Consider the following 12,621-nt stretch of genomic DNA (forward strand, 5'->3'; position numbering starts at 1 on the left):
TCTTATGAGCACCACAGGGAGACAGTCCGGCCGGTCCACACCATCAAGCAGGACCGGCCAGCCACGGAAAGGATTGCCACGATGAACCTCAACCGCCGCCACATGATCGGACTGATGGCCGTCGCCTTTGCCTTGCCAGCGGTGCAGGCCGAAGCGCGAAGCATGACGCTGACCGGAACGGTGACCTATCGCGAACGGATGATGATGCTGCCGAATTCGACGGTCGAGGTTTCGCTGGTCGACATCTCGCTGGCCGACGCGCCTGCCAAGACCATCGCCCGCCATGTCATCCGGCGCGCTCGTGCCAGCCCGATCCGCTACAGGCTGGCGTTCGATTCGAGCCAGATCCGCAAAGGCCGCACCTATGCACTGCAGGCCCGGATCACCCAGGGCAAGCAGCTGCTGTTCATCAACACGACGCGCCATACGGTTTTCGACGGCGGGCCGAACGACACGGAGATCCGCGTCGAGCGTGTCGCGGGCGAACCGAGCGCCGAACTCGGCATAGCCGGCGAATGGCTTGCCGAAGACATCAACGGCCGCGGTGTGATCGACAACCTGCAGACCACGCTCAAGATCGAAGACAATGGCACCGTGTCGGGTAAGGGCGGCTGCAACGGTTACGGCGGCAAGGCGACCATCACCGGCAACCGCATCCGCTTCGGCATGCTGGTCAGCACGCAGATGGCCTGCGCGCCGGCGATCCTGGATCAGGAAACCAAGTTCCACGCCGCACTGCGCGAAACACGGAGCTGGCGCGTCGACCAGCGTCGCCGCAAGCTCACTTTGCTGGACAGGCGCGGCCGTGCCGTAGCGGTGCTCGCGCGCATGGGCTGACCGCCACCAGCAAAAGGGCCGGCCAGGGTTCACCTGGCCGGCCCTTTTCCTTTATTGCCGCATGATTTGCGGGATCCTGCTTTACGCCCTCGGATCGGCCTTCGAGCGCTGCTCCAGCCAGCTGACCAGCCGGACCAGCGGCCAAAGGAACAGCAGATAGATGAGCGCCGCGCCAACCAGCGGCGTCGGATTGGCCATCAATGCCTGCGCGTCCGTCGCCTGCTTGAGCAGGTCCGGCATCGCCACCACCGAAGCCAGCGCGGTATCCTTGAAGATGGAAACCGCGTTGCTGGTCAGCGGTGGCACGACGATGCGCAGTGCCTGTGGCAGGATCACCTTGCGCATGGCTGTCCAGAACGGCAGGCCAAGTGCCGCTGCGGCCTCGAACTGGCCCTTGGGGATGTTCTCGATGCCGGCGCGACAAACCTCCGCCGTGAACGCACCCAGCACCATGGAGAGGGCGAGCGTTGCCGAGGTGAAGGCAGACAGACGGATGCCGACAAAGGGCAGTGCGTAGTAGATCATGATCAGCACGACCAGGATCGGCGTCGCACGGAAGATATCGATGAAGCCTACCGCCAGCAGGCGCAGCGGTTTCGGCGCATAGAGCCGCATCAGGCAGACACCGAGGCCGAGCAGCCCGCCGAAGACGATGGCAGTGCAACCGAGCAGCAGCGTGTTGCCGAGCCCCCGGATCAGCATGGGGAAGGCACGGACGAGAACGTCCCAGTTGAAGAAGGTTTCTAACAATCCCATCGTGACGATCCGTCCGCGTCGTTACGGCCGCATGCCGGGAGCCTCGGACTTCCGGCAATCCTGCGACAATCAGGGTTGGTCCTGGCAGGCTTGGCGCTGATCACAATTGTAGCCCGGCGGCCTGCTCCGTGGCAGCCTCCCGGACAACACGATGCCGGCAGCGCCCAACGTGTCGCCACCGGCATCGGCCGAGCCCCCGCCCGGCTTACTGAGCCTGCGGAATGGGCAGGATCTTGTTGGTGGAGGAATCCGCGGCGGCGTCCGCACCCAGCCACTTCTTGTGAAGCGCTGCCATGGTGCCGTCCTTCTTGATGGCATCGATGGCGCCGTTGACCTTTTCGAGCAGCGGCGAGCCCTTCTTCATCATGATGCCGAATTTGTCGCCGGTCGGGATCGCTGTCACCACCGCCATGTCGGGCATCTTGGTGAAGGCGAACTGGAAACCGGCGATGTCGCCGATGGCGCCGTCGAGCCGGCCCGACTGCACGTCGAGGATCAGGTTCTGCTGCGTGTCGTAGCCGCGATATTCCTTGATGCCGTATTTCTCGGTGTTGGCCTTGATCCAGGCCTCGCCGACCGAAGCCGAGATCGCGCCGACCGTCTTGCCCTTCATGTCTTCCAGCGTCTTCAGCGGCGTGTCCTTCTTGGCCACCAGCGCGATGTCGCTGTCGTAATAACCTTGCGTGAAGGCCTGGTTCTGCAGACGATCATTGTTGATGGTGATCGAGGAGATGGCGAGATCGATACGGCCGGAAACGGTTGCCGAAAACAGCGCCTGGAAGCCGAGGTCCTGGATTTCGACGTCCGAGCCGATGCGCTTGCCGATCTCCTTGACGAGGTCGACCTCGAAACCTTCGAACTGGCCGTTCTCAAGCTTGTTTTCCCATGGCGGATTGGCCGGATAGGCACCCACCAGCAGCGTTTCGGCGTGTGCCAGCGATGCGCCGAGGCCCATCGTCAGCGCCGCGAAAGCACCGATCAGATTGCGGCGATTGAGAAGCATTTTTGGTTCCCCTTCTGTTTGCCCGCCGGTTCGTTGCCGCGGGATGGGTCTGTCAGGACGCGACCCTTCGTCATGAAAGTGCTGATACCATGCGGGCGGCGGCCTCCCGGATCTGATCCGGATCGCGCAGCACGCACATTCTGAGGAAGGATCGCGACGCGTTGCCGAACAGGTATCCCGGCGACAGGCCGACGCGTGCCTTCTCGATGACGCGGGCGCAGGCTTCCCGCGAATCCTCCTGCCCTTCGAAAGCAAAGAAGGCATACATGCCGCCCTTCGGCTTCGATGGCAGGATGATGCCGTCCAGCCTGGCCAGCGCCTCGTAGGCGATGTCGAGGCCGAGCCTCGCCCGCTCGCGGATTTCGGCAACCAGCGGCTCGCCCTGGCGCAATGCCGCCTCGGCCCCCGCCTGCACGAAGGCGGCGGTGCCGCTGTTGGCATATTGCGTCATGGCGGCGATCTGGTCGGCGACACCGGTCGGATGCGACAGCCAGCCAATACGCCAGCCGGTCATTGCCCAGGCCTTGGAGAAGGAGTTGACCACCAGGACACGGTCGTCGTCCTCGGCGATCTGCAACATGGAAGGGGCGACCTCGCCATCGAAATAGAGACGTCCATAGACCTCGTCGGAGACGATCCAGATGCCGGTGCGCCGCGAGAAATCGAGCAGTGCCTGCAACTCCTCGCGCGTCGCTGTCCAGCCCAGCGGATTGCTTGGCGTCGACAGGAAGATGGCGCGCGTTCGGGCATCGCAGCGCGCGAACACAGCGTCGAGATCGAGCCGCCATTCGCCATCGAAGGCAAGCGCCACCGGTCGTGGTTCGCCTCCGACCAGATGGATGGCGTTATGGATGTTGGGCCATTGCGGCTCGATGTAGACGGCGTTGGTGCCGACATCGACCAGCAGTTCCATCGCCAGCATCACCGCATGCATGCCGCCCGGCGTCACCGTCGAGCGTTCGACCGCGATCGGACGGCCATGCAATCTACTCTGGTATTCGGAAAGCGTGGTCGTCAGCGAACCGAGACCGCGCATGTTGGGAATATAGAAAGTCTGGCCGGCATCGAGCGACGCCTTGGCGGCATCGATGATGAAGCCCGGCGTGACCATGTCGCCCTCGCCGTACCAGAGAGGAATGACATCGCCGAGGCTCTGCGCCTTGGCGGCCAGCTGGGCGATGTTTTCGGTGCGCAGGTCCTGTATTTGCGGGCGAATGCCCTCGAGCGGCGGAAAGGGCCGGACATTCGCCGGATAGGCGGATGCGCCACTTCTGCTCAAGGTCATATGGCAGTCCCTCCCAACGACATACAGGCCAAGGACGCGCAGGAACGCAGCTCCCGTGCGGTGCAGGCTCAGTCCAACCAACTCACTCAATAACGCATGAAACAGTATACTGTTCAAGCCTAAAATTTTTTATCCAACCGCTTGCACTTCTCTTGGAATACGCGTTACCTTTGATGGAAATCGACGTTTTGAGCCATTTCTCGTCGCAGACAGGTCGAACATTCAGACTCGTGCAACAAGAAAATCGGGCAAAAACAGTATACTGATTGTGGAGAGGTCTGATGTCTGACGAGAGACCGTTCAAAGGCTCCGGCGGCAGCCTGCGCGCCCAGATCTACGAAGACATCCGCGACCGCATCCATCGCGGCGCGCTGGGTCGCAACGACCGGCTGGTCGATGTGGAGATCGCGGGCAATCTCGGTGTGTCGCGCATGCCGGTGAGGGAAGCCCTGCTGCAACTCACGCATGAAGGCTATCTCGTCGGCACCACGCGCGGCTTCATGCTACCGACACTGACACCGACCGACGTCGCCAACATCTTCGAGGTGCGGCGCTGCCTGGAACCACGTGCCGCCGCTCATGCCGCCCGCACGCTCGATGCGTCCGGCATGGAACGCCTGGCCGCAGCGCTCAAGGATGCCGAGGACGCCGTCGCGACCGCCGATGCGGAACTTCTGTTCCAGGCCAACGTCCGCTTCCGCCGCTCGTGGCTCGAAGCCGTCGACAACGACAGGCTGGCCTCCGCCATCGCCCGTTTCGCCGACCACGTGCAGGTCGTGCGCCTCGGCACGCTGACGCACCAGCCAACACAGGCTGTCGTGCTTGCCGGCATGCGCAGGCTCTACGACGCCTTCGCAAGCCGCGACTCGATGGCCGCTTTCGACCACATGACAACCTTCATCCAGCACGCCGAGGAGCGCTTCGTGGCACTCACCAGGGCGCTGGAAACCGCCAGCGAAGAAGGACGGCGTTCCCAGGGACAATCGTTATGATCAAGCCGCATCCACTCAAGGGCCCGAACAAGTTCAAGCTCGGCGTCTTCTCCATGAATGCCGACGGCGGCCTGGCGATGACGACGGCACCGGAGCGCTGGCGTGCGCGCTGGGACGACAACCTCAACGCAGCCCGCATCGCCGATAGCGCCGGGCTGGAATTCCTGCTGCCGATCGCGCGCTGGCGCGGTTTCGGCGGCGTCACCCATGCGCGAGAATGGTCGTTCGAGACCTTCACCTGGGCAGCGGGACTGGCGACGGCGACGGAAAACATCGCTTTGTTCATGACCGTGCATGTGCCGCTGGTCCACCCGCTGCAGGCGGCCAAGGCACTGGCCACCGTCGACCATATCTCCGGTGGCCGCGCCGGCCTCAATATCGTCTGCGGCTGGAACCCGGACGAGTTCGCGATGTTCGGCCAGACAGTCGGCGAGCGCACCTACGACCAGGCCGAGGAGTGGATCACCATTATCGAACGCGCCTACAAATCGCGCGAACCGTTCGACTTCGCCGGCGAGTTCTATGACCTCAAGGGCGTGGTCAGCCGGCCGGCCAGCCTGCAGGCGCCGCGCCCGGTGACGATGAACGCCGCGTTCGGCGCTCCGGGCCGCGACTACGCGGCGCGCCATTGCGACTATCTGTTCTCGACCTTCTCGGAAATCTCGGAAGGCCGCGCCCATGTCGTCGACATCGCCAGCCGCGCTGCCGAAGTCGGCCGCGACGTCGGCGTCTATACGGTCTGCCACGTGGTCTGCCGCGAAACGCAGCAGGAGGCGGAGGACTATTATCGCCGCTATGCGCTCGAACTCGCCGACAAGGGCGCCGTCGACGAGCATATGAAGAAAAAGAAGGAATTCGCGCATTCCCACGACGACAAGGCATTCACCGAATACCGACAGCGTTTTGCCGGCGGCGCCGGCACCTATCCACTTGTCGGCACGCCGGAGAAGATCGTCGACGACCTGATCCGCATCATGGAACAGGGGTATGCGGGCGCGGCACTCTCCTTCGTCAACTACACCTACGACCTGCCGTTCTTCTGCGACCGCGTGCTGCCGCTGATGCGCCAAGCCGGGCTGAGGATGAACTGATGGACACTGCAACCGGCGCGTTGCCCGTGCACGGCACCGTCGACCCGCGTGGTTTCAAGCAGGGCATGCGCGCGATGGCCGGTGCGGTCGCGATTCTGGCCGCAGAGGATGGCGAGCATGGCTGCTTCGGCCTAACCGCAACCGCCGTCTGCTCGTTCAGTACCGAGCCGCCGTCGCTACTCGCCTGCGTGCACAAGAACAGCACCTTCGCCTCGCTGACGCGGCAGGATATGGCCTTTTCGGTCAACCTGCCGGCCGCGGATCAGGAAAATGTCGCGCGCGTCTTCGGCGGCATGACAACCGCCAAGGGCGTGGCGCGTTTTGCGGCGGGCTCATGGGTGCGCGGCGAAACCGGCGCGCCCCTGCTGGTCGGCGCCCGCGCCGTTTTCGAATGCCGGGTTGGCGAGATCATCGCACGCGCCTCGCATCTGATCCTGATCGGACTGGTGACCAGGGTGACGCTCGACCGCGTCGAGCGCGAGCCGATCTTCTACGCCCACGGGCGCTTTCTCACTCTAAACGGCCAATAACGGAGACCAGCCGATGTCCCCTGTCCTGTCCGGCCGGCTGAAGACCCGACTTGCCGCCAAAGAACAGCTCGGCCTTGTCTGGCTGACGCTCGGTCATGCCTCGATCACCGAAATGGCGGCGCATTCCGGCGCCGACGCGCTTGTCATCGACCTGCAGCACGGGCTGTGGGATCGCCGGTCGCTGGAGACGACGGTCGGCATCGCCGCCGCTGCCGCCCCGGTGATCGCGCGCGTTGCGGACGGTTCGACGACGGCGATCGGCAATGCGCTGGATGCCGGTTGCGACGGCGTGCTGGTGCCGCTGATCGAGAGCCGCGAACAGGCTGAACAGGCGATATCCGCCGCCCGTTTTCCGCCGCATGGCCATCGCTCGGGCGGCGGCGTGCGGCCACTGGCCATGGGTTTCGGCACCTATCTCGAACGGGCAGGCCGCGTCGCCGTCGGCCTGATGATCGAGACCGCCGAGGGGGTTGAACAGGCAGATGCGATCGTAACCACTCCCGGGCTGGACTTCGTGCTGATCGGTACCGGCGATCTCGGCATCTCCTACGCGGCGCGAGGCAAGGGCGGCGACGCGACGGAAGCGGGCTGCCTGCGCGTGAAGGAAGCCTGTGCCAGCGCCGGTGTTCCTTGCGGCATCTTCACCGGCACCATCGACAAGGCCCTCGAGCGACGCGCCGAGGGGTATCACCTCGTGGTGCTCGCCTCCGATGTCGACGTGGTGCGAGACGCCTTCAACGGCGTGGTGCGCGACTTTGCCGGAGCGGCATCGTGAAACCGCCTTTTCGCGAGCGGCTGGACTTCGATGGCGCCAATGGCCAGGTGCTCGACGAAAGCCGCCGCTACATGCTGATGCGGCCCGAGGCGCTGATGGGGATGTTTCGTCGGCTCGATGATGAAGCCCGTCAGAAGGCGCTGGAGGCGCTTGCGGCTTCTGTGATCGAAATGGGCGGCGACAGCGCACGTGCCTACAAGGCACATGGCGGGGGCGACGCCGACGCCCTTTTGTCGACCGTGGCCAACACCGCGCCTGACCTCGGCTGGGGCGTCTGGTCTTTCGCCCGGGGCACTGGCGGCATTGAACTCACCGTCCGCAACAGCCCCTTCGCGACTGGCTATGGCTCCGCGTCACAACCGGTCTGCCATGCTATTGCAGGTATGGTCACTGCAGTCGGTCGCATGGTGCTGGACAAAGGCGTCGTCATCGCACGTGAAATCGAATGCGCAGCCTGCGGCGCCCCGGCCTGCCGCTTCGAGGCGCAGCAGGTCTGAGACCAACCTAGCTTTCGAGCAGGGTCCTGGTCAGCGGATGCGCCGAATCCACCAGCCCGTCGATGACGCTGAAATGGTGGCGATCCGGCTCGGCGTAAAAGCCAGTCGACGCTCCGAGACCGGTCCAGATATTGGCGAGCAGTTCGGACTGGCGGATGAATTCCGAGCGTTCGCCACCGCCGACCCAGCACACCAGCCGTGCGCCATCCATCGGCGACAGCAGCACCGGGCTCTCGACCGCTGCCTCGGCAGCATCGATTTTCAGCGTCTTGTTCATGCCCGTCTTCATGATCGGCCGCAGGTCATGCACGCCCGACAGCGAGACCGTGTTGACGATACGGCGACGCACCGCTTCCGGCAGAGGCGATGTCGCCGAGATCATGCGCGTGACCAGATGGCCTCCGGCCGAATGGCCGGTCAGACGGATATCACCGGCGACCAGCTCCGCTGCCTTCGTTATGGCAGCGCCTATTTCAGCAGAGATCTGGCCGATGCGTGCCTCGGGCGCCAGCGTATAGGACGGCATCGCCACCGCATGGCCGCTTTCGACGGCGCCGCGCGCCAGATGCGACCAGAAGCTCTTGTCGAGTGCCATCCAGTAGCCGCCATGCACGAAGACGACGAGCCCCTTCGCCGTGCCTGTCGGCAGGAACAGGTCGAGCCGGTTGCGTGTTCCCGGACCATAAGCGATGTCGAGCTGCGCGCGGCCAGATGCCGTCAGCTCGTCGCGATAAGCGGCCGCGGGTGCTACCCAGGCTTCGGGCCAACGGTCGCCTCCGGCAATGTTGGCGCCATTGGTATAGGCGTTGTCCCAGTCGACAATCTTGTGAACGACCATGATCGCTGTCCCTCTCCCACCTGCTCCGGCCGGCATCCTCGGCCTCTACCATAGGCAAGCGCCGGGCCAGCGCAACGATAAACTTTATGCTTGAAATAACCTTGGTGCTATGCGAGCGTTTCCATTAGCGGAACGGACAAGCACGCAGCAAGGCGACTCCACACCACCGCATGACAAGGCTGCATCAAGATGGCCAACGCAGACCCTACGGAAGCTGGGAGATCGAACGAGATGCTTGGGCCGACGGCGCATACCGACACGTTTGCACGAGACAATCTCCCGCCTCCGGACCTTTGGCCCGATTTCCTGCTCGAAGGCTTCGAGTATCCCGACCACATCAATGCCGGCGTCGAACTGACCGACCGCATGGTCGAACAGGGCTTCGGCGATCACACAGCGCTGATCGGCAACGGCCGCCGCCGCACCTACAAGGAACTGGCCGACTGGACCAGCCGCCTGGCGCATGCGCTGGTCGAGAATTACGGTGTCAAACCGGGCAACCGCGTGCTGATCCGCTCGGCCAACAATCCTGCCATGGTCGCCTGCTGGCTTGCCGCCACCAAGGCCGGTGCGGTGGTGGTCAACACCATGCCAATGCTGCGCGCCGGCGAGCTTGCCCAGATCGTCGACAAGGCCGAGATCACGCTGGCGCTGTGCGACACCAGGCTGATGGAAGAGATGGTAGCCTGCGCCAAGCAGAGTAAATTCCTGAAGCAGGTCATCGGTTTCGACGGCACCGCCAACCATGACGCGGAACTCGATCGCGTCGCGCTCGACAAGTCCGTGCGCTTCGATGCAGTCAAGACCGGGCGCGACGACGTCGCCCTTCTCGGCTTCACCTCCGGCACCACCGGCATGCCGAAGGCGACGATGCATTTCCACCGCGACCTTCTCATCATCGCCGACGGCTATGCCCGCGAGGTGCTGAGCGTGACGCCGGAAGACGTCTTCATCGGCTCGCCGCCGCTCGCCTTCACCTTCGGCCTCGGCGGGCTGGCGATCTTCCCGCTGCGCTTCGGCGCCGCCGCGACCCTGCTGGAGAACGCCTCGCCGCCCAACATGGTCGAGATCATCCAGACCTATCGCGCCACCGTGTGCTTCACGGCACCGACTGCCTATCGCGCCATGCTGGCGGCGATGGACAAGGGGGCCGATCTGTCCTCGCTGCGCGCCGCGGTCTCCGCCGGGGAAACATTGCCGGCGCCGGTCTACGAGGAATGGATGGAGAAGACCGGCAAGCCGATGCTCGACGGCATCGGCGCCACCGAGATGCTGCATATCTTCATCTCCAACCGTTTCGGCGATTCCAAGCCGGCCTGCACCGGCAAGCCCGTCAACGGCTATGAGGCCAAGATCGTCGACGACGACATGAACGAGCTGCCGCGTGGCGAAGTCGGGCGGCTGGCCGTGCGCGGCCCGACCGGATGCCGTTATCTGGCCGACGACCGCCAGACGAAGTATGTGCGCAAGGGCTGGAACCTGACCGGCGATTCCTTCTTCCAGGACGAGGACGGTTATCTGCACTTCGCCGCGCGCTCAGACGACATGATCATCTCGGCCGGCTACAACATCGCCGGGCCGGAGGTGGAGGCAGCACTCCTGTCGCACACCGACGTCAAGGAATGCGCCGTCATCGGCGCGGCCGACGAGGAGCGAGGCCAGATCGTGCAGGCGCATGTCGTGCTGGTGGAAGGCGTGGCAGCCGATGAGTTGACCGCCAAGCGCCTGCAGGACCATGTCAAGGCGACCATCGCCCCCTACAAATACCCGCGCTCGATCAAGTTCATCGATGCGCTGCCGAAAACCCAGACCGGCAAGATCCAACGTTTCCGCTTGAAAGACATGCACTGACCATGACCGACTTTACAAGGACACGCAGCCTCTTCCACATGCCGGACGGCGTGTTCTATCTCGACGGCAATTCGCTGGGGCCGCTGCCGAAAAGCGCTACGCAGCGCGTGCAGGAGATGATGACCGCGCAATGGGGCGAACAGCTGATCCGTGGCTGGAATGCTTCCGGCTGGATGATGCAGCCGCGCAGGCTCGGCGACCGCATCGGCAAGCTGATCGGCGCTCCGGAAGGCACCGTCGTCGTCGGCGATACGCTGTCGATCAAGGTCTACCAGGCGCTTGCCTCGGCGTTGGACCTCAATCCGTCGCGGCGCGTCGTGCTCTCCGACAACGGCAATTTCCCGTCCGACCTGTACATGGCGCAGGGCCTGCTGCGCTCGCTCGACAAGGGCTACGAGTTGAAGGTGGTCGATCCGGAAGAAGTCGAGGCCGCGATCGATGAAAGCGTCGCCGTGCTGATGATCACCGAGGTCGACTACCGCACCGGCCGTCTGCACGACATGAAGAAGCTGACCGCCAAGGCGCATGCAGCCGGCGTGCTGACCGTCTGGGACCTGGCGCATTCGGCCGGAGCGCTTGCCGTCGACCTCGAAGGCGCCAAGGCCGACTTCGCCGTCGGCTGCACCTACAAATATCTCAATGGCGGCCCTGGCGCTCCGGCCTTCATCTATGTCGCGCCGAAACATGCCGGCAAGGTGCGCCCGGCCCTGTCCGGCTGGCTCGGCCATGAAAGTCCCTTCGCCTTCGACCTCGACTACCGTTCGGGCGCCGGCATCGACCGCATGCGCGTCGGTACGCCGGCGGTGATCGCCATGGCCGCGCTCGATGCGGCGATGGACGCATGGGAGGGCGTTTCCATGGCCGATGTGCGCAAGCAGTCGATCGCACTCGCCGACCTCTTCATCCGCGAGGTCGAGGCACGTTGTCCCGAGTTGACGCTCGCCTCGCCGCGCAATGGTGCAGAGCGTGGCAGCCAGGTTTCGTTCCGCCATCCTGAAGGCTACGCCATCATGCAGGCACTGATTGCGCGCGGCGTCATCGGTGACTTCCGTGCGCCTGACGCCGTCCGCTTCGGTTTCACGCCGCTGTACATCGGCGAGCAGGAAGTGCTCGGCGCGGTCAGCGTGCTCGAAGACGTCATGAAGAACAAGCGCTGGGACGAGCCGCAGTACCGCAAGAAAGCCCTGGTGACATGAGCAAGCCCTACGATCCTTCCCAGGAAGGCGCGCAGATGTCGTTCAAGGAACGCATGTCCTATGGCGACTATCTGCATCTCGAGCGCGTGCTGGATGCACAGGAGCCGCTTTCCACCGCGCATGACGAGTTGCTGTTCATCGTGCAGCACCAGACATCCGAGCTTTGGATGAAGCTGGCGATCCACGAGATCCGCTCGGCCATGCGCGAGATCCGTTCCGATCGCCCGCAACCGGCGTTCAAGATGCTGACGCGCGTGGCGCGCATCTTCGAGCAGCTGAACAATTCCTGGGACGTGCTGCGCACCATGACACCCAGCGAATACACCGAGTTCCGCAATTCGCTCGGCCAATCTTCCGGGTTTCAGTCCTATCAGTACCGCGCGGTCGAGTTCCTGGTCGGCAACCGCAACACCGCCATGCTCCGGCCGCACGCACACCAGCCGGAGCTGATCGCCAGGCTCGAGGAAATCCTGGCGGAACCCAGCCTCTATGATGAGGCGCTGCTGCTTTTGTCACGCAACGGCTTTGACATCGGCGCCGACGCCAGCCGCACCAGCTGGCGCGAGACGCGCGATGAGAACCCGCAGGTGCTCGAGGCCTGGAAAGCGGTCTATGCCGCGCCGCAGAAGTACTGGGACCTCTACGAACTCGCCGAGAAGCTTGTCGATTTCGAGGATTATTTCCGACGCTGGCGCTTCAACCACGTCACCACCGTCGAGCGCATCATCGGGCTGAAGCGCGGCACCGGCGGCACCGGCGGCGTTTCCTACCTGCGCAAGATGCTGGAAGTGGTGCTGTTCCCGGAATTGTGGACCGTCCGTACGGTGCTGTAGAGCGTTTGCCTCGAACTTTGCCTTCTCCCCTTGTGGGAGAAGGTGGCCTCGCCATGGGCGAGGTCGGATGAGGGGTGCTGGAAGGAGTGCGATCTCCCCGGCCTGAGCGACACCGACACCAGCGTAAAATATTGATA

General features: G+C 64.0%; 13 protein-coding genes. 9 read left to right on the forward strand and 4 right to left on the reverse strand.

What is annotated here, in order from left to right; all coding sequences use genetic code 11:
• The first annotated feature begins 81 nt into the window (after positions 1 to 81).
• Positions 82 to 837 carry a YbaY family lipoprotein gene (locus ACFWYE_RS19870; protein ID WP_379113752.1) on the forward strand — a complete coding sequence of 252 codons (756 nt, stop codon included), beginning with the start codon at positions 82 to 84 and terminating at the stop codon, positions 835 to 837.
• 81 nt (positions 838 to 918) lie between these two features.
• Here the strand turns inward: ACFWYE_RS19870 and ACFWYE_RS19875 are convergent, their stop codons facing one another.
• From ACFWYE_RS19875 to ACFWYE_RS19885, 3 genes are all read right to left on the reverse strand, one after another.
• Entirely contained in the window at positions 919 to 1,593 is a 675-nt protein-coding gene (locus ACFWYE_RS19875) for an amino acid ABC transporter permease (RefSeq protein ID WP_379062215.1), read from the reverse strand.
• A gap of 205 nt (positions 1,594 to 1,798) precedes the next feature.
• The gene (locus tag ACFWYE_RS19880) at positions 1,799 to 2,596 is read right to left on the reverse strand and encodes an ABC transporter substrate-binding protein (protein WP_379113754.1); all 798 of its coding nucleotides are present in this window, start codon (positions 2,594 to 2,596) and stop codon (positions 1,799 to 1,801) included.
• Between the two features lie 70 nt (positions 2,597 to 2,666).
• Positions 2,667 to 3,881 carry a pyridoxal phosphate-dependent aminotransferase gene (locus ACFWYE_RS19885; protein WP_379113755.1) on the reverse strand — a complete coding sequence of 405 codons (1,215 nt, stop codon included), beginning with the start codon at positions 3,879 to 3,881 and terminating at the stop codon, positions 2,667 to 2,669.
• Positions 3,882 to 4,162: 281 nt separating this feature from the next.
• Here ACFWYE_RS19885 and ACFWYE_RS19890 point away from each other — a divergent pair, with 281 nt between their 5' ends.
• The 5 genes from ACFWYE_RS19890 to ACFWYE_RS19910 are packed head-to-tail and all read left to right on the forward strand — an operon-like array spanning position 4,163 to position 7,766.
• Positions 4,163 to 4,873, forward strand: coding sequence for a GntR family transcriptional regulator (locus ACFWYE_RS19890; protein ID WP_379062224.1), 711 nt, complete (start codon positions 4,163 to 4,165; stop codon positions 4,871 to 4,873).
• Complete coding sequence (locus ACFWYE_RS19895) at positions 4,870 to 5,964, forward strand: LLM class flavin-dependent oxidoreductase (protein WP_379113756.1); 1,095 nt, start codon at positions 4,870 to 4,872, stop codon at positions 5,962 to 5,964. The genes ACFWYE_RS19890 and ACFWYE_RS19895 overlap by 4 nt, the downstream gene beginning before the upstream one ends.
• Positions 5,964 to 6,494, forward strand: a complete 531-nt coding sequence (locus ACFWYE_RS19900) for a flavin reductase family protein (RefSeq protein ID WP_379062230.1) — start codon at positions 5,964 to 5,966, stop codon at positions 6,492 to 6,494. The genes ACFWYE_RS19895 and ACFWYE_RS19900 overlap by 1 nt, the downstream gene beginning before the upstream one ends.
• 13 nt (positions 6,495 to 6,507) lie before the next feature.
• Positions 6,508 to 7,269: an HpcH/HpaI aldolase/citrate lyase family protein gene (locus ACFWYE_RS19905; protein ID WP_379062233.1), complete on the forward strand. Its 762-nt coding sequence runs from the start codon at positions 6,508 to 6,510 to the stop codon at positions 7,267 to 7,269.
• Positions 7,266 to 7,766, forward strand: a complete 501-nt coding sequence (locus ACFWYE_RS19910; RefSeq protein ID WP_379113757.1) for a V4R domain-containing protein — start codon at positions 7,266 to 7,268, stop codon at positions 7,764 to 7,766. Before ACFWYE_RS19905 ends, ACFWYE_RS19910 begins: the two co-directional genes overlap by 4 nt.
• 7 nt (positions 7,767 to 7,773) lie before the next feature.
• On the opposite strand, the gene ACFWYE_RS19915 is transcribed toward ACFWYE_RS19910, so the two are convergent.
• Positions 7,774 to 8,604 carry an alpha/beta hydrolase gene (locus tag ACFWYE_RS19915; protein ID WP_379113759.1) on the reverse strand — a complete coding sequence of 277 codons (831 nt, stop codon included), beginning with the start codon at positions 8,602 to 8,604 and terminating at the stop codon, positions 7,774 to 7,776.
• A 231-nt stretch (positions 8,605 to 8,835) separates the two neighbouring features.
• Between ACFWYE_RS19915 and ACFWYE_RS19920 the strand changes: the two genes are divergently transcribed.
• The 3 genes from ACFWYE_RS19920 to kynA are packed head-to-tail and all read left to right on the forward strand — an operon-like array spanning position 8,836 to position 12,484.
• Entirely contained in the window at positions 8,836 to 10,455 is a 1,620-nt protein-coding gene (locus ACFWYE_RS19920) for an AMP-binding protein (protein ID WP_379062239.1), read from the forward strand.
• Between the two features lie 2 nt (positions 10,456 to 10,457).
• Entirely contained in the window at positions 10,458 to 11,651 is a 1,194-nt protein-coding gene (gene kynU / locus ACFWYE_RS19925; RefSeq protein WP_379113761.1) for a kynureninase, read from the forward strand.
• The gene (kynA, locus tag ACFWYE_RS19930; protein ID WP_379062243.1) at positions 11,648 to 12,484 is read left to right on the forward strand and encodes a tryptophan 2,3-dioxygenase; all 837 of its coding nucleotides are present in this window, start codon (positions 11,648 to 11,650) and stop codon (positions 12,482 to 12,484) included. Before kynU ends, kynA begins: the two co-directional genes overlap by 4 nt.
• The last annotated feature ends 137 nt before the right edge of the window (positions 12,485 to 12,621 follow it).

This window comes from Mesorhizobium sp. NPDC059025, assembly GCF_042739655.1.
Classification (GTDB): domain Bacteria; phylum Pseudomonadota; class Alphaproteobacteria; order Rhizobiales; family Rhizobiaceae; genus Mesorhizobium.